The sequence below is a fragment of the Eleftheria terrae genome (genome assembly GCF_030419005.1).
Classification (GTDB): domain Bacteria; phylum Pseudomonadota; class Gammaproteobacteria; order Burkholderiales; family Burkholderiaceae_C; genus Caldimonas; species Caldimonas terrae.
In genome coordinates this window covers 3,064,214-3,082,657 of sequence record NZ_CP106951.1, presented here as the reverse complement: position 1 = coordinate 3,082,657, position 18,444 = coordinate 3,064,214, and the positions used below count along the sequence as shown (strand labels likewise).

General features: G+C 60.7%; 9 protein-coding genes and 1 pseudogene. 7 read left to right on the top strand and 3 right to left on the bottom strand.

Annotated features, from left to right (window positions below):
- Nucleotides 1-173: 173 nt before the first annotated feature.
- Nucleotides 174-2,183 carry a hybrid sensor histidine kinase/response regulator gene (locus tag N7L95_RS13555; RefSeq protein ID WP_301255778.1) on the top strand — a complete coding sequence of 670 codons (2,010 nt, stop codon included), beginning with the start codon at nucleotides 174-176 and terminating at the stop codon, nucleotides 2,181-2,183.
- Nucleotides 2,184-2,279: 96 nt separating this feature from the next.
- On the opposite strand, the gene N7L95_RS13550 is transcribed toward N7L95_RS13555, so the two are convergent.
- Nucleotides 2,280-3,638, bottom strand: coding sequence for a response regulator (locus N7L95_RS13550; RefSeq protein WP_301255777.1), 1,359 nt, complete (start codon nucleotides 3,636-3,638; stop codon nucleotides 2,280-2,282).
- Nucleotides 3,639-4,538: 900 nt separating this feature from the next.
- On the opposite strand from N7L95_RS13550, the gene N7L95_RS13545 reads away from it, so the two are divergent.
- Complete coding sequence (locus N7L95_RS13545) at nucleotides 4,539-4,880, top strand: PilZ domain-containing protein (protein WP_301255775.1); 342 nt, start codon at nucleotides 4,539-4,541, stop codon at nucleotides 4,878-4,880.
- Between the two features lie 29 nt (nucleotides 4,881-4,909).
- Nucleotides 4,910-5,178: pseudogene (locus N7L95_RS13540) on the top strand (glycoside hydrolase family protein); the annotation flags it as partial.
- Here N7L95_RS13540 and N7L95_RS13535 read toward each other — a convergent pair.
- Entirely contained in the window at nucleotides 5,175-6,029 is an 855-nt protein-coding gene (locus tag N7L95_RS13535; protein WP_301255774.1) for a restriction endonuclease, read from the bottom strand. The pseudogene N7L95_RS13540 and the gene N7L95_RS13535 overlap by 4 nt on opposite strands.
- Nucleotides 6,030-6,197: 168 nt before the next feature.
- The gene (locus N7L95_RS13530; protein ID WP_301255773.1) at nucleotides 6,198-6,890 is read right to left on the bottom strand and encodes an SOS response-associated peptidase; all 693 of its coding nucleotides are present in this window, start codon (nucleotides 6,888-6,890) and stop codon (nucleotides 6,198-6,200) included.
- Between the two features lie 165 nt (nucleotides 6,891-7,055).
- Here N7L95_RS13530 and imuA point away from each other — a divergent pair, with 165 nt between their 5' ends.
- From imuA to N7L95_RS13510, 4 genes are all read left to right on the top strand, one after another.
- The gene (imuA, locus tag N7L95_RS13525) at nucleotides 7,056-7,865 is read left to right on the top strand and encodes a translesion DNA synthesis-associated protein ImuA (protein ID WP_301255772.1); all 810 of its coding nucleotides are present in this window, start codon (nucleotides 7,056-7,058) and stop codon (nucleotides 7,863-7,865) included.
- Nucleotides 7,866-8,796: 931 nt separating this feature from the next.
- Nucleotides 8,797-9,600, top strand: a complete 804-nt coding sequence (locus N7L95_RS13520; protein WP_301255771.1) for a hypothetical protein — start codon at nucleotides 8,797-8,799, stop codon at nucleotides 9,598-9,600.
- A gap of 903 nt (nucleotides 9,601-10,503) precedes the next feature.
- Nucleotides 10,504-11,199: a hypothetical protein gene (locus N7L95_RS13515; protein WP_301255770.1), complete on the top strand. Its 696-nt coding sequence runs from the start codon at nucleotides 10,504-10,506 to the stop codon at nucleotides 11,197-11,199.
- A 9-nt stretch (nucleotides 11,200-11,208) separates the two neighbouring features.
- Nucleotides 11,209-18,279: an SPM autocatalytic domain-containing protein gene (locus tag N7L95_RS13510; RefSeq protein WP_301255769.1), complete on the top strand. Its 7,071-nt coding sequence runs from the start codon at nucleotides 11,209-11,211 to the stop codon at nucleotides 18,277-18,279.
- Nucleotides 18,280-18,444 lie beyond the last annotated feature (165 nt).

The window sequence follows — 18,444 nt, the reverse complement described above, 5'->3', positions numbered from 1 at the left end:
CGCCAGCTCCTTGCACCGCCCGCAGCCCGAGCCCGGCGATGTCCGACGATCTCTACAAGGGGTACGTCCGGGCTGCACTCTGGAGCGCATCCGGGGGGACAAGTATGACCCGAGACAGATCCAGTAGCTTGCAGCGCGCGGCCAGGCACAAGCGCTTGACACCTGAGAGCGCAATGCCCGCAGTGCAGACAGACGACGGTAGTTTGCCACTGGCCGACGTGGATGTCGCATGGTTGCCTGCCTTCATCCTTGCCCACCTGCGGGATGTCGTCTGCGTTCACGAGCCGGACGGGCGTTGCTGCTACGTCAGCCCGTCGGTGTCGGCGGCATTGGGCTATATGCCGAAATCGCTGCTCGGCAAGCTGCCGATGGATCATATCCACCCTGACGACCGAGCCGGTGTTGCCGCCCGGATTGCTGCGCTGCGGGAGAGCGGCGAGCTGAACGGAATCGTCTGCTATCGATATCGGCACTCGGACGGTCACTGGGTCTGGCTCGAATCGCTCACGACACCAGTGAAGGATATTTCGGGCAAGGTGACCGGCATGGTGTCGGTGTCCCGCGATGTCAGCGAGCGCTTTGCAGCCGAGCAGCGCGCTGTCGCCCAGGAGCGCCTGCTGCAGAAGTTGTCCGAGCAGCTGCCTGGCATGCTGTACCAGTATCGTCAGCGGCCGGACGGAAGCGCTTGCTTCACGTATGCCAGCGAAGCGATACGCTGCTTGTTCGGCGTTTCTCCACAAGCCGCTAGCGTATCCGCCGAAAGCGTCTTCAAGCAGATCCAGCCGGACGATCTTCCGTTGATCCGCCAGCGCATTGAGCACTCTGCACAGACGCTGACACCCTGGCGCTGTGACTTTCGCGTTGCTGCGAACGGTGAACGCAATCGTTGGCTAGAGGCGCACGCCATGCCGGAGCGTCTGCCAGATGGCAGTGTGGTATGGCATGGATACTGTACTGACGTCACGGAGCGACGCGAGCTGGAGCAGGAGCTGAGCGCCCGTGGGGCCGCGGCTAATGCCAACCGGGCCAAGACCCAGTTCCTTACCCGCATGAGCCATGAGTTGCGCACTCCCCTGAACGCCGTTATTGGGTTTGCCCAGTTGATGTTGATGGATCAGCAGCTACCGCTAAGGGCCAGTCAACGCCGGCATGCTGAGAACATCCTAGCGGCCGGGCGGCATGTTCTATCAATGCTCAATGACGTGCTGGAGCTGTCCACCATCGAGGCCGGTGGAGTTTCACTGTCGATGGAGCCAACGCTGGTCTGCGCTGTCGTCGGCGAAGCGGTGGCGCTTGTCACCCCGGACGCCACGCGTCGGCAGGTCGACTTGCACATCCACCCTTCCCAGACCCTCGCCCACGTGTGTGCCGACCGGACCCGCCTGCGTCAGGTACTGGTCAATCTGCTGAGTAATGCGATCAAATACAACCACCCGGGAGGGGCCGTCAGCGTATCAATGGACGTTGGCGACGCAGATGTAGCGGTGCACGTGACTGACACGGGACGCGGTTTGTCACCTGAGCAGTTGGAGCAGCTGTACCAGCCGTTCAACCGTCTCGGCGCAGACCGGTCAATCGAGGGAACCGGTATCGGCCTGGTTATCACCCGCACTCTGGTGGATGCAATGAAAGGCCGCCTGACGGTGCGCAGTGCGGTGAATGAGGGCAGCACATTCACGGTGGAATTGCGTCGTGTCCACCCTCCTGTGGCAGCGGCGCGGCCGACCGCCATGGAGAAGGGACCAGCGCTAGCTGCACAGAAAGAACGCCTCGTTGTCTATGCAGAGGACAACGAAGTGAATGTGATGCTGCTGAAGGAGGTTCTTCAGTTTCGTCCATTCATTCGCCTGTGCGTGGCAGACAGCGGGTCAGCAGCTCTTCAGCTACTCGAAAGTGAGACACCCGACCTGTTGCTGCTGGACATGCATTTGGGCGACATGACCGGGACGGAACTGCTGGAAGAAATCAAGAAGACGCCGCGTCTAGCAGGCGTGGTAGCGGTGGCTCTCTCTGCCGACGCGATGCCGGAGCAGGTGCGCCTGGCGCTGCGGCGCGGGTTTGCGGATTACCTTGTCAAACCCATCGACGTGACCGCGGTGCTTGAATGCGTGGACCGGCACCTGTCGGCAGTAGCGGGGGGGGCTCAGACCGGCGCAACGCCATCGCCCAAAACGCGCGAGTAGCGCAAGACCGGCGCGCTCCCGATCTCTGTTGTGAGTGCCGCCACCCGGAGGCCTCTACCGAGGCGGCCAGGATCGCTTCGTGGCACCTCCTCCACCTCAGCTGAAACTGAGTCGATTTGGCCTGGTCCTTGGTGCCCCGGTCGCCCCAACCTCACCGGCCGTAGACCAGGAATGAGAACCTGGCACGGCTACTCGTTGGAGGGCAGTCTCCAAACTGACGAGGCTCAACGGCTTGGAGAGATAGGCGTCCATGCCGGCGCGCATACATTCGGCAGCAGCGTGCGGCGCCAAGCGGGCTGTCAATGCCACGACGGAGAACGGTGGCAAGTCCCCTCTGCTCTGCTTCCGCCGAATGCGATGCGTGGCCTCGATACCGTCCAGCCGTGGCATGTCCAGGTCCATCAGCACCACCTGAGGAGGCTCCCGCATGCAGCAGTCAATCGCTTCCAGCCCGTCCTCCGCGACGGACGAGGAGTAACCCAGAATTTCTGCCATCTCGGCACCGAGCATCCGGTTCACCGGGTTGTCGTCCACGACGAGTAGCCGAGGGCGTTGATCACGCGAGAGTGGTGCTGGCAGGGTGAAGCTGGAGACGGCCTCACCCCGCATCTCTGCCGTCCACTTCCACAGCTCCGCGGGATTGAGGGGGTACATCTCGACATCAAACGTGCCGGCCAGACTGCCACCGCTGAGCCAGCTCGACCTGGGTGGTGCTGTCAGCGTCCGCCGGGTTGAGGGAGCCAAGAGACCGTCCAGCGCCTCCACCCAGGCGCCTGACACCTCCTCTGCCTCGGCCAACAGCATCCACCCGGGGGGCCGGACGCCTTGGGTCGATGTCGACAACTGGTCCACTGCGGCTTCACAAGAGGCAAATTCGATGGTCCGCCAGTTGAGTTGCTGCAACTGCCGCGAAAGCGACTTTCGGACGATCGGATCGGCTGCCACGATCCATGCCACAGCGCCTTTCGCGTCGGGCGCGTTCAGGACCGAGATCTCAGCCCGGGAAGTCAAACTGATATCAAAGAGAGCCCCTTCACGAGGATGGCACGTGAAGATGACTCTCGCCCCAGTGTTGGGGCAGCGCCCCGCCGCGCAACGGGGCCAGTCGGAAGAGGCGCCCTGCGTGACGTCCACCAGATGCAGTCGTTGGAGTACTTCAGAGACGTCGCGGGCGCATGAGAGCGGTCCCGCACCGCCAATGGCCATCTGGATTCCTACTCTTTCGGCCGATTGCGCGGCGACTGTGGCGTTGAGGTAAACAAAACCGCCGGACACGACCTCCGCCGCTCCGCATAAGAGCCGGTGGATGGCGCACTGCATCTGAACCGCGTCGCCTTCCATGCGAACCAGGGGGCCGCGGTAGTCGAAAGAGAAGGCCTGACCTTTGGAGCGCACTGCTCCCAGGATGTGCCGGGCGCCGGCCGTGAACACGTCAGCAAAATCGAACGTCGGCACAATGGCGCACTCCCGCGGGCGAAGTGAGTTCGCAGCAAGAGCCGCAATTGCTTCCCGCATGATTCCGTCAAGCGGAAAGAGTTTAGCCAGCGACAGCAGTCATCAGCACCTCTCCCTCATGCCTTCGCGGGAAATCGGCATGCGCTCTCACAAGCCGATTCTTCTACCAGTACTCGACGGCAGTGGCTCCGATGACGACGGCCTCCCACTCGCTCACGACGGTTTGGCTCGCTATAGTGCTCTCCTATTGCATCATGTATCTGCTGGACGGCAGGCGAGGCAGTCTCGCGAATGCCTCTCTGGATCGAGGTCCGGTGGAAGCGTTTCGCAGTGTTCAGTTTGTGAAATGTTGTCTTGATCAGCTTCCTGACTTCCTTTGGAAAGAAGAGTGTGAAGAAAGACCTTGCTGGGATCACCCTGTCCTCATCGGACTATGAGCTGCTAGCGCGACTTTGCTCGGCCGATCCAAAGTTCCCGCAGGACTACGTCACATGGCGAGAACTGCTCGAGCGCGCTCGTGTGGAGGCAGCCGATGCGGCACTACCCTTGATACCGGTCAACGTTAGGCCGTTCGAGTTTGCGGAGTGGTGCCAGTTGGTGGGAATCGTTCCTTGCCTGGAAGCACTGCGAGCATTTGTAATCGTGAAGAGGAATCGGCATTGGACCGAGGCGCCTCTGACCTCGGACCACGCCATGTGAGAGGGGATGTCATCCGCCCAGGCGACACCCCGACCTGAAGGAGCGTTGCAAGCAGGCGATGGCCGCGACTGTCGCAACACCTCAACCCGCAGGTGCCACGTCAGCTGCGTTTCATATAGGCGTCGGAGCGATTGCCGGTTCACTACGCAAGCTGCCACGCGGCGAGGTAGGACCGCTGGAAGTTGATCGTCGGATGACGTCTTGAGGCTGACATTGAGTATTGATGAGCGCCGCGCCAGCGCGCGGAAAGTACTACGCGTCCCTGCGGTTGTGCAACTGGCGGCCGGTGATCGACTGGAAGGCAGGGCCTTGGACGTGAGCAGCGGTGGTGTAAGTATTGCGGTGTCGAAGAACCCACGAGTGTCAACGCAATGCAAATTGTTCTTCACACTACCGCTCGAAGGTTCGCTCCATGCGATCAACTGCCAAGCAGTCGTAGTTCACGCGATCCTTTCAAACGAGTTGGGGTTCAAGGTTGGTCTGAAGATCAACGAGATCACGGCTGAATCGAAGGCCAAGCTGGAGAGGTATTTGCGCCGGTGAGGTCCACGGTGCAGACGTCATTTTTTCCATTGGCGAGGGCTGAAGAGGCGACGCTGCACTACTGCCCGGTGCTGGCCGTCGAGCCGCAGGACCGGCTGGCGGCCATCGTTGACTTCACCTTCAACCTCGGTGCCGGACGGCTTTGGACGTCGACACTGCGCCGCTGAATCAACGAGCGCGCCTGGCTTGTTAGCGCAGGCGAGTTGTGCCGCTGGGTACATGCCGGAGGGCGGGTGCTGCCGGCTTAGTGGCTCGCAGGCATGCAGAAGCAAGTCTGCTGCTGGCCACTTCTCGTTAAGAGGGCCGCGTACCACGGCATTTGGGATAAGCAGTGCACCCCCAGAAGGAGCGCCCTGCATGGGCGCCGCGCTTTGCTTCCCTTCGTGTCATAGCGGAGGAGCAGAGCGGGCAGATCGGCTTCACAGCTTCGGCTGGCGCCTGCGGATCTTCGCCGACGGCCTGTGCAGGCGCCGGCTCTGATTTGGCTGCTGCCCGACGCAGCATCGTCTCCAGCTGCGCGCCCTCTATCAACACGACCGCCTGCTGCTTGGCAAAGGCGCGCGCTTCGTCGGTGAACCGCCCAGAGGTCACCACAAAGCCGCCATCGGCTGCGGATGCCTTCATCACGCCATACAGCTCACGGATGACGGCGACCCCGACCCTGGTGGACTTCCACTGCTTGCACTGGACCAGGTACTTGCGGCCAGCCTTGCGCAGGACCAGATCGATCCCGCCGTCGGCGCCAGCCCCTCCTCGCTCGATCACGGAGTAGCCTTGCTGGCGAAACGCCTCCCCCACCAGCTGCTCGAACTGCTGCCAGCTGATGTCCTCCAGCGGCCGCGTCGATTCACTGCTGGCAACGCTCGCCGCCAGGCTCCTGCCGCGATGGCGCTGCCAAGCCGACAGACCCGCTCCCGCCAGAAAGATGATGGGCAGAACGTACTGCCCGACGCCCGCGGCCGATCGGTACAGTGCCACGATGGTGAAGTGAGCGATCTGAGCCGGATCGCTGGTCACCGGCATGGGAGTGGTCGCTACGCCATGCAGCCAGAGGTAGGACGCAATTGCGAGGCTGACGCCTACCCACCAAGGGAGCCAAGCGACAATTTCGATCAGATCAAGGGCGGGACTGGATTTTCGTTTGGCCATGAGCAACGCCTGCCGAGGTAGGGCGGCGCATTCTCACGGACGTCCCGAGGGGCGCATGGATCGACTCACCAAAAAAGCGTGCCTTCGAGAACAAGTTCTCCGACTGCCGCGGCCTGCCGATACGCGCGGCGGACCGATCTTGCTCCTCACGCCTTCGGGCCGCTACGGTCAGAGGTCCAACGACGCCTCCCCATTTAATCCGGTTTGTTGTGCGGCTTTCGTTGGAAGGGGCGCGGGCTCCGCGTCAAGCGCCTCGGCCGGATAGGTACTGAGCAGGCGACGCGCTTCCTGCAGGGGTGCCCCTAGCCAGGGCGCGTACTGCTCCTCCGACAGAATCGCCATCATCCGCTTCTCCTCGCCCGGCTTGTGCATCCGCCGCATGAGCGGATGGTCGTCGGCGTTGACGGTGAGTGCCGTGAAGGTGATCAGCTCCTCGCCGTCCTGCTCCTTGGGCCGCCATCGCTCCCAGAGCCCGGCGATGCCCATCGGTGCACCGTCGCCACGCCAGAAGCGCCAGCGCACGTGCTGGCCGCTTTCCCAGTTCGGCTCGAAAAAGCTCTCCATCGGGATGACGCAGCGCTGGCCGCGTTTCCAAGCGTCCCGGTACGAGGCCTTGCTTTCCACCTCCTCCGCACGCGCATTGACGGTCGACCAGGCGATCTTCGGCGCCTTGGCCCACCACGGCAGCAAACCCCAGGTGGCGGCGATCGACTCCAGGCCCAGGTCGATGCACTCGGCGTCCCGCCGGACGATCGGCCCCTGGTAGCGCGGCCACAGCTCCGGCCTCCAGTCCTCGCTTGGCAGCCCAATGCCAAACGCAGCGAGCAGCCGCGCATTGCTGCGAACCGGGACGTAGTTCACGCACATGTGCTCACCTCACTGAAGATGTGAAATGCTGCGCCGCAACAGCCGCCGACCCTCTGGCCAGGGAACGCGTGCGGTTCTTCTGGCGCTGAGTGTGTAGGCACCGGCCTGACTCGACAAGGACGGGGCGGTGAGATACTGTATATATAAACAGGTATCCGCATGTCTGCCGCCGCTCCCTCTCCGTCACGTGTGCCTGCCGACCGGTGTGCCGAGACCGTTCTGGATTCACTCGATCCAGCGATCGAGTGTTCACTGTGGCGCGGCACCGAGCTGTCGTGCGGCGAGCAGCGGACTGTGAGTACCGGCTTCGACGGCCTGGATGCTGAACTACCGGGTGGGGGTTGGCCCCTGGGCGCGGTGACAGAAATCCTGCAGCCGCAGGCCGCTCTGGCGGAATGGCGACTGCTCGGGCCGGGACTGCGCCAGCTGGCGACCGCAGAGCGTCCCTTGTGGCTGGTGGGGGCGCCCCATGCACCCTACTGTCCCGGGCTGCGTTTGGCTGGCCTTCCTGAAACCCACTTGATTCGGGTGCGTGTCGACACCCCGGCCGAGCGGCTGTGGGCAACCGAGCAAGCGGTCAAGGCCGACGGTCTGGGTGCCGTGCTGGCTTGGCTGCCCCAGGTGCGGCCGGCGCAAATCCGCCGATTGCAAGCCTGTGCAGCTCAAGCCGACATGCCCGTCTTCTTGATGCGGCCGGAGCTTGCCCTGCGTGATGCTTCCGCGGCGCCACTGCGGCTGGTGGTATCGCTCGGTGACGCATGGACGCTGCACGTGCAGATCGCAAAGCGTCGCGGCCCAGTTCATGAAGATCAGTTATCGCTTCCCGCTGTGTCGCCTCAGTTGGCACGGCTCGCGGCGGCCCGCTTTCAGTCCATCGGCCGTAATGTTGTGGAGCGCTATCAAGTTGGATCGGCAAGGACTGGTTCTCCTTACCCCGCGCTTGTCACCGACCACGCTGTTGCGGAATAAACGTGCTTGGTAGGCAGCGAAAAAATGCTGCCCCGCGGGCCAAAGGGCGGGGCGCGTCCTGTCGGACCTGGTTCTTAAGCGCGAAGCGAGCGCGCTTGCTCCTAGCAGAGCTGACGGGCTAAATGGTCGCGAAGGATCGTCCTGCAGCTAGACGGTGCCCAGCCCGCTCTGCTTCTTCTTGCGTCACATATCGGTGATCGGGTTGCAGGAACCACCGTGCTGGACAGTCGTGCCCGGTTCGCCCTGCTGTAGCAAAAAATGCGGTTCTGCTCATCGACGAGCTGGCTCTTGCTCAGAGCGGCCTATCCTGAGCCAACCCCCAGCACTGGGCCTGAGCGTCGCGTCTCGGAGCGGTTGCAGCTCCTCGGACATGTTCGCTTGAGGGGCTGGCATTCCAGGCGCCGACTTCACTCTCGCTTCACCCGCTGCGCCTAAAGTCTTCTGACGAAATTAGAAGGGTCGAATGGAGCCGCGGCAAGGGAAATCAATCTTGATCACTTCATCCTTCCCTATGCCTGCCCGGGGCGACGCTTTCGCAACAAGCGAGTCCAGAACGTTCCGTCTTGTCCGTTAGCACTCGCATTTTTTTGCAATGCATGCACTGGTGAGGCCCCCACATTGGGGGCAGACGTAATATTAAATATCGATAAAATTAACTATTTGCCATTCCAGCACTTCAGCGCGGGCCGTTAAAAATACCAATTGCCGCGTCAGAAAATACCATTTCTACTTCATCTCAAGCATCTATTGATGCCTCTGAGTTGCGACGGAAATATCAGTGTGCCGACTGCTGTGCGAGGAATATTAAGGGAGTGTTGGGGCGCGGATGGAAAAATGTTGCCAATGCTGTTCGGTGGTTTTTGAATCGCTGATGCCATATAAGGTGTTATGTAATGCCGTGCAATTCGCAACAATTTGACAGGCCACAAAGATGTCAAAAACGATCCAGCTGAAGTTTTCGCTTTGCACTATTGTCGTTGCACTTGCGGCATTTGTCTTCACCTATGCGGGGGGCGCCAAAAAAACGCACAGAAGTGAAATTCCCGCAGGGGGCGAAAATCATCTCGACTTTGCGCTTCCATCGCCACCGAAAAGCGCCGAAAAGTCAGTGAGGCTTCGCATTCCTCGAGAGTATGTCTGGCTCGAAGGGATAATGCGCGAAGAAAGTGGAGAGATCGGCGAAATTCCTATTCAAGTTGAACTGCCTGGGCCGAAACCTTGGCCAAGTGGAGACACAAAAGGCAGAGTTGCGGCTCAGCAGAAGTCTGAGCGTTTCATTGTGCGCCTTGGAGCGGGAAGCGCTGTAGGCGGGCGTTCGCGCTTCTTACGCTCACTTCAGCCGACCATGCCTGAGGGATATCGTACGACGGATATGCATCCGGACGGCGAACTTTACGGGCTGGTGCGCCATTCGCAGATTCGGTGTTACACCGCCGACGCTCTTAAGCAAACCGAACTGACCGAGTTTTGGAAGTCGAAACCCGCGGACGACCCGCTTAAGCAGACGAACTGCAGGCTGGACCGTCGAAGCGCCGTATATTTCTCGCCACCCTCTGTCCTGGACACCGCTATTGAGCAGGTGATCTTCGCGAGGTGCTCGCCCAGTTCATGCAGCCTGACTTTCCATGTCGGGCATCTATCTGCAAGCATGCATGTCGAACCGGCTCAGCTCTCCAAATGGCAAGACCTAGTGCTTCCCATCCAAGACCTGCTTCGGAGTTTTATTGTGAACTGAAGGTCAGAGCGTCGTCAATCTTGCCAAGTGGCAAGCGACCGTGGAACTCTCACTTCCTAAATCGACGTAGAGCAAAAACGGAGGCCTACTTGCAGAGGACTTCATCTTCACTTCACCGGAGAAGGCCATAGTTGCGACGGTGGCTACAGACGGCGGAGGTCGCCGGGTGGACCGCTTGATTTTGGCGCAGCATAGAGGGCCGCCCATAGCACTCCTTCTTTCTGGGGGGGCGTGGAACCCCTCGCTAGCAGTTACACTGCCCGCCCCTGCGTTGAGCCAGCAATTGAAAGAGTGCGATGCCGCAGAGGCAGCGTTGGTAGCGGCTTGTGGCGCCGTTAGAGTTGTCCCCTCAAAAGCCATAGAAGTCTAGGCTTGAGACGTCGAGGTTCGGCTGCCAACTGCTCTGCTGCACGCGTTACTCCCCGCCGTAAAAATAAGATGGGCGGCGCTATGCTGAACAACGACCGTCAAGTAGGCCGGGACGTTCGGCTTCATCGAGTTCTGCGGGCCGGCGACGGCAAACGTGATAATCGAAGGCAATGCAGTAGCAAACGACTGCAACAAATTCCCAGGCGGCAAACCAATGGAACGAGGTCTGGCATTCCTGTCAGTGGTGATTTGTCAGGTTAGTGCGGAGAAATGTTAGTGGAAAGATTCAGGCGGGAAGTGCATGCCCATTGAGTAATTGGTGCCGCCCGTTCAGCAGTGCTCTTAAGGAGTGGCTGCGAGAAAGATTGGTCCACAGTGAGTACGATCGCAATTCGGAGTTCAGCGGGAGTAACCGTAAATATGAAACTAAGTTTTCCGTCGAAGGCGCGCACGCGTTGGCGCGCGACGTTGAGCGGTTGCGCGCTCGCAGCCGTTGCACTTTCCGGAGCGGCTAGCGGCGCCCCTACGAGCGCCATGCCCCTCAATGATCGCGGCCCGAAACTCGTCTGCCCATCGGGAGGCAACCTGTATTTCCAGATCGGTGGTCGCCGTATTCGCGTCGCAACTGAACGCTGGGCAGTGTGGGTGCGGATCGGCGATGGCTTTGAGGACCTGCGCGGTCGGACGCTTGAGGCATGCCGCGCGGCGCCGCTTCCGGTTTACGAGATCCGCATCGGCGGTCCTGCTGAGCTCCCGATCGGCGAGCGCTGGACCATCGCCCTGCTCGATACCCGATCTGATCTCATACGCGACCTGCGCAGCGATTTCCTGCCACATGAGGCGAGCTGCCGTCGAGGGCCTCACTGGACGTGGTGCGGTACGGCCGCCACGATGCGGGAGGCGGGGCCGACCGATTGGACCGTTAGCTTGCGTTTTGATCCCGACTTCTATAGCGCGCCAGACGGCGCGCCGTTCTTTATCGTCGGCAGCAACGGCTATCCAATGATCGGCAACTTTGGGCCGGTCGCGTTTTATCGCTGGGACGCTGCGCTCGCTGTCGCCTACCGCGCTCGGCCCTGCCGGTCGCGCAGCACGGATCTCCCTCCAGACTGTGAGCCAAGTCACTACATCGAAGCCGATCGAGAACTGCGCCGTTTTGTGCAGGACTTGATTGAGCCTGGTTCGCCCGCGGCGCGTGCCGGCAACCGCCGTCCCTCCAGACAACCTTGACAAGCATCGATGGCAACCTTGACCTATGACCGCGGCGTCTGTAGCACCGCTGCTGGCACCTTTCAATTCACAGAAGCTCAGATCGCACGGATTAGGGCGGCCTACGAGGCGCAGAAGAACAAGCACAGCGATGTCGGGGCCGGCGTGCCGCTGTACCAGCTGATTCTCGATTGCATTAAAACCACCGACGCCAACGGCAATGAGGCGCCGCGGCCCGATGTCGACCCCTCTGTCTATGCATGGATCAAGGGCGCGGTTGACGTCAACAGCGGCACGGGCTTCTACGCAGACTATATTCGCGAGTACACGCGTGTGCAGTATGAGCTGCGCGGCGGGGCAGGCGATTCAAACCTGCGTAACCAGCAGGCGTCGAATATGATTGCCTTTAACCTCGCCGCAGACGTGATCCGGTCCACCGATCGCACTTTGCCGAGTATTGTCGGCCTCGGTGCCATTGACGCGGGTGCTGCAGCTTCGCTGGTGTTCAGCGGGCTGGCTGACTACGGCGCCGATGGCGACTATGCGGGCTGGGCCGGTACTGAGCTGTTCCCTTTCCTCAGCTACGGCTCGACCTTCTACCAGGATCTGCTATTGCGCAGCGACCGAGCCAGCGGCTCGGCTGGTGACGTTTTCACTCAGTTCAAGCATGAGACGGGCACCTACGACCTAATCGCGTCAATCCAGGCACATCAAACGATCGCGTTCGACGTTGGCAATCGAAATATCTTCGAAGGGCTCAAAGCCTATTTCGGTTGGGGCAGCGCACCGATTTCTGACCGGAGCGATCTCGCAGCAGCGACAACGAGCTTCTTCAACGATTACTACAAGATCAACACTGTTCGCGTCGGGGAGTTCACCGTATTCCGGCCGTCGCTAGGCACCGTCGTCACTGACGTGGTGGACTTCAAGGTCGGCAAGATGACCGGCGACACTATCGACGCAAAGGGTAGCGACGTCATCAACGCCGGTCGTGGGGACGACACCGTCAATCTATTTGCGGGCAACTACCGAAACGGCGTTGTTGACGGCGGCGAGGGCAAGGATGTGCTCAAGCTGGCCGGTGTGATGGGCACAATCGTGCTCGACGGGCGCAGCTTCAAGGGGGATCAGAAGGAGTTTGACTTCCGATTCGTCTACAACGATTCACAAAACTACTACAGCATCGAGAAGCTGGACATCCAGCTGATGAGCGCGGTCAAGCTGAAGATTGACAGCGCCGGCTCGGCGCTGAAGGGCCTTGAATCGATCAAGCTCGGCGAGAACGACAACAACGAACTCGATGCCAGCACGGACCGCAAAGTGGTTATTAAGGATTCCGGCGGTGGCAAGAGCTCGGTTCGGCTTGACGGTGCCGAGAAGGCTTTCGAGCTGCAAGGGATCGCCAAGTTCACCGGGTCGAATGAAGACGACCAGGTCGAGGGCGGCGACGCCCAGAACGTCATTAAGGGCAAGCAGGGCAACGACACGCTGAAGGGCGGCGGCGGAGCCGACCAACTGTACGGCGATGAAAACGATGATCTGCTCGACGGTGGTGCTGAGAACGACCTGCTCTACGGCGGCACGGGCTTCGATCGCTACATTTTTGATGGATCCTTTGGAAATGACAAAGTCAGCGACAGCGATGGGCAGGGTGCACTGATCGTCGGGAATGTCACCCTCACAGGCGGCAAGCGGAAGGAGGGCAAGGCGTTCTACGAAGATGAGGCATCAGGCACCGTGTATGCGCGCTATGGCGGTACCGTGTCCATCGCAAAGAGGGGTGCCAAGGGTACGGTAACCCTAACTGACTGGTCGGATGGCGACCTGGGCATTCGCCTCGTGGATGAGATTCCGAAACCGAAGCGGATCACGTCGCCTATCGTGCTCGACCTTGACGGTGATGGGGTCGAGACCACATCGAAGGCGTCAGGCGTGCATTTTGACCACGCGGGCGATAGCTTCGCGGAGCTAACGGGGTGGGTCGGCGCCGACGATGCCTTGCTTGTCCGGGATCTAGACGGCGACGGTCGTATCACATCCGGCAAAGAGCTGTTTGGCAGCGAGACTTCCCTGAAGTCGGGCGCAAAGGCTGCGCACGGCTTTGCTGCGTTGGGGGAGTTGGACGAAAACTCGGACAAAAAGATCGATTCGTTGGACGGCGGCTACGCCAGTCTCGCCGTCTGGCGCGACAAGAACGGCAACGGTGTCACGGACGCTGGGGAGCTTGTCGCCTTAGCGGATGCAGGTATCCGCTCGATCAACACAGCGCACACCGCCTCAAAGGTCATTGATGCTCAAGGCAACGAGCATCGCCAGATCGGAAGCTTCACCAGCGTTGACGGCAGCGTTCGGTCCGCCACGGACGTCTGGTTCGCAGTGGACACCGCGGATAGCGTCTCTACGGAGCCACGGCATGATGTGCCAGCGGATATTGAGGTGCTGCCGGACATCGAGGGCTACGGTAAGCTGAAGTCGCTGCACCAAGCAATGGTCGAGGACGAGGCGCTTCGTCGTTTGGTGAGGGAGTTCGTCGAAACAACTGTGCGCGAGCGACGAGACATCCTTGTTCGAGACATCCTGTGGCGGTGGACAGGCGCAGACCGGTTCACGGCGGGCAGCCGTGGCCTCCACATGGGGGACGGTCGCTGGCTCTACATGGTTGAAGCGATAACCGGTGCTGGATTTACCCAGTATGCCGGTTTGAATGGGGGGGATGCTTCCAAGCCTGGGCCGAGCGCAGCTGTTGATATCCGAAGTATCAGCAGGGAGCTGTACGAGGCAATGTATGCCAAGCTTTCCTCTCAGTCGATACTGGCTCCATTATTTAAGGAGATTGCTTGTTCTTGGAGCGATGAAAGCGGCCAGTTCGTCTACGACTATTCCGCTGTATCACAAAAGATCATCTCGGCCCTAAAATTGGACCGGGCAGCGGGGCTGAACATGCTCGGCGATTTTGTGCGCGCTCTTCATGGGGATAGGCTGTTCACCCCGGAGGTTCATGCCTCGCTCAAATTGTTGTTTCAGTCGCAGGGGGCGGACGCACTTGCAGTGGTCGAAGCGAAGCCTGAAACTGGGTTTGGTCTTGATGCTAGCGGCCCGCGCCAAGGCGACGACATGATTCTTGGCACTAGCGCCGCCGATCAAATATTTGGCTACACCGGTAACGATGTTCTGCGTGGGCTTGATGGAAACGATGAATTAACGGGGTGGACCGGAAACGACGTCCTGGAGGGAGGGGCAGGCAACGATTCCCTGTACGGCAATGATGGAGCCGATACATATCTGTTCGGTAGCGGTTGGGGGCAGGACACTATATACAACATGGACGGTGACGGACCCGGCATCAATGCAGATAAGGTAGTTTTCGGGGCAGCAATTGACCCGGGGCAGATGGAGGTGAGCCGAGATGGCAGCCATCTCATCCTGTCGCTGAAAGGAACCTCAGATCGCTTGACGATTCGCGACTTCTTCGCGAAGGCCGAAGTGGGCAGCACGTCGATCGATAGATTTGAGTTCGCTGGTGGAGTCGTCTGGACTCCGGAAACCATCGATCGGATATTGCTCGTGAACGGTTCCGGCGCGGGCTACCTGCGTGGCTCAAGCTCTGGGGATGTCCTTACTGGAAGCGCCGGTAACGATGTCGTAGAAGCAGCGGGTGGGCACGACACCTTGCGTGGGGGCGGCGGCAGTGATGAGCTATTCGGTCAAGAGGGCAACGACACCTTGGACGGAGGTGCTGGGGCTGATTTGCTGGATGGCGGCAATGAAGACGACACCTATGTTTTCGGCCTCGGGTCAGGCCACGACGTTATTCGGGAGGGCATCCTGGACGGGAGCGAAGGCGGCTTTGACACGCTGCGCATCACTGGGGTCGCTCCTGCGGCGGTCAAGGTGAGCCGTGACCGCACGGACGTCCTCATCGCACTGCCGGGGCACGTGGAGGGTCAAACCTATGTGTATGACAGCGTCCGTCTGCAAGATGTCATCAGTCCATCAGCCGAAAAGACTTCGGGAATTGACAGGGTCGTTTTCGACGACGGTTCAGTGTGGACCATGGATCAGATCAAGAAGATGCTCGTAGAAGGCACCGACGGAGATGACCTCATCCAGGGATTTGCAGGGTCCGATTCGATAGACGGGCGTGCCGGCAATGATCACCTGATCGGCCTGGGCGGAGCGGACACTTTACTCGGCGGTGCAGGCAACGATCACCTCGACGGCGGCGACGGGGATGACTACCTGGATGGGGGATCCGGCAACGATGTGTTGATCGGGGGGCGGGGACAGAACCTTTACCTCCTGACACCCGGGTCTGGTGAGGATGTGATCGGGGTCATCGGTGTAGATGGCGGTAAAGATATTGTGCTGGTTCCCTCGGAGATTGGCCTCGACAATGTTGAGGTGCTGCGGGACGGCGGCGACCTGGTGTTCAGGCTCAAGGGAACGCTCGACAGCATCCGATTCCCTGCGATCTTGAAGAATGGCGGCGAAATCGTTCGCGGCTACGCTATTGAACTCCGTTCCCAAAGCGGTGAGAGTCGAGATCTCGATGCGTTGAAGATTGGCCTCCTGCGCGGCGGTGACGGGGACGACAAGCTGTTCGGATACAGCTCGGACGACGTCCTGACCGGGGGCGCAGGTGATGACATCCTCCAAGGAGAGGAGGGTTCAGACATGCTCGAAGGCGGATCGGGGGCCGACGTTCTCCTAGGTGGTGCCGGTGACGACCAGCTTGAGGGCGGGGACGGGATTGACGACTTGACGGGCGGCCTGGGGAATGACCGCTTGGCGGGTGGCGCTGGCGACGACTTGTTGCATAACGATGAGGGCAACGACACCTTCGTCTTCGGGTTCGGTGATGGCAACGACGTTGTTTATGAAGGCGACTTTGGCGAGTCCAGGGACCGAGTGGTGCTGAAGGAAGGGGTCCTTCCGGAGCATGTGACATTGGAGTGGGGTGACAGCCTGGGCTTTGATGAGGTGCGACTGCGTCTCACGCCCACCGGCGAATCGATCTCGTTCCGCGTGGATCTGACAGGGAAGGACCATGGCATCGACTCCGTCGAGTTCGCTGATGGCACGGTCTGGACCGCCTCGTACCTGCGGGAGCAGCTGAATCGACCTACCGAGGGGGCCGACCGCATCAACGGCACTTCGGAAGGAGAAGTGATTCGTGGCTTCGGCGGCAATGACACGATCAGCGCTGGCGACGGAGACGACGTGGTCACTGGTGGTGCTGGCGACGACGTTGTCAGCACTGGGCCGGGAGCGGACACCATTGTGTTCAACCGCGGAGACGGTGTGGACAGCTACAGCAACTATGGGGAGTTCCGAGCTGAAGAAGACGTGCCGGATCGGTTGGTGTTTGGAGAAGGGATCTCTCAGGACGAGGTGAAGGTCTGGCGAGGGATCTACGACAGCCTGGTCGTCACCGTCGGTGGTCTCTCCGATCGACTGGAGTTTGTAGGGCTGCTCAGTCAGCCCGCTGCACTTTCCACGATCCGATTCGCCGATGGAGGCGTGTGGACCGGCGAGCGCATCTACGCCAACTTCGCCGGCACCATCGGTAGCGAAGGCGGGGACGTCCTTTCCGCAGATGAAGGCGCTCACGTCGTCTACGCACTTGGTGGGGACGACTCGTTGTCTGGCTCCATGGGGAACGACGTGTTGGACGGAGGAAGCGGCAAGGACATCATGGATGGCTCTGGCGGGGATGACGTGTACATCGTCGACAACACGTCTGACCGGGTGAGGGAGCGCGAAGGCGCGGGACACGATCGCATTGAATCGAGCATCACCTACACGCTGCCCAATCAAATCGACAGCGAGGTCGAAGATCTTTGGCTGACGGGTTCCTCGCATATCAATGCCACTGGTAACGCGCTGAACAACGAGCTGCGTGGGAATGACGGCAACAACCGTCTCAACGGCGGCGCCGGCGCCGACAACATGAGCGGAGGCAAAGGCGACGACACCTATGTGGTCGACAATACGCTCGACCTTGTGACGGAGGCAGCAAACGCCGGGTTCGATAAGGTGGAGTCATCGATCAGCTATGTTCTCGGCGCAAACCTTGAGAGCCTTGCCCTAACCGGCTCGGCCGCCATCAGCGGCACCGGCAATGACTTGGCGAACACGCTGCTCGGCAACGGCGCGGCGAATCGACTGGATGGGGGCAAGGGCGCGGACCAGATGACGGGAGGCGCTGGCAACGATGTCTACGTCGTGGATAACGCAGGTGATGTCGTCACGGAGGCCGGATCTGCCGGGGTCGACACCATCGAGTCCAGCATCAGCTGGAAGCTGAATGACAACGTGGAGAACCTCACTCTCACGGGGTCCACCAGCCTCAATGGCACGGGCAATAGTTTGTCTAACACCTTGCAAGGTAACGCCGCTGCAAACACGTTGGATGGCGGCGTGGGAATCGACACGCTCATCGGTGGCCGTGGCAACGACGTCTACCTGGTGGACCACACGAACGACAAGGTCACCGAGAGCGTCGGGGAGGGCATCGACACCGTGCGCAGCTCTGCGACGTACACCTTGGCTGCAGAATCGGAGATCGAGGTGCTGGAGCTGACCGGCTCCGGAACGATCAACGGCACTGGGAACAAGTTCGACAACACGCTGTGGGGTAACGATGGCGCCAACCTGCTCAAGGGCGGTGAAGGCAATGACACCTACCGAGGCAGGGGAGGCAACGACACGCTGTACGACACCTCCACCACCTCGAACGATGTCTACATCTGGGGCCGCCAGGGTGGAGCCGACAACGTCACTGACGTTGGTGGTACCGACCGGCTCAGCATCCTTGCCGGGGTGACAGCGGATCAGGTGTGGTTGCGCAAGAACGGCAATCACCTTGAACTGTCAGTGATCGGTACGACGGACACGCTCACCGTCACCAACTGGTACCTCAATCCGGCAAACCGGCTGGAGTCGTTCGTGTTGGCTGACCAGAAGGCCTTGTCGGCGGCCAATGTGCAGAAGCTGGTGGACGCGATGGCCTCCTTCGCGCCGCCGGCCGGTGGTCAGACCACCCTCCCGCCGAACTACCAGAGCTCTCTGGGCGCGACGATCGCGGCCAACTGGGTCTGAACCGTCACGTCCTGACCCGCGAAAGCGGGCAGGACGCTCAGCGGGAACGGCTTGATCCCGTCGATCAGCGGACGCCTCGTCAAGACGCGGTCGGCCGTTCCCGCCGTTCCGCGAGTACTCACATCCGCACCGGTTCATAAGCCGGTGCGGGTGTGCTCCGCGCCG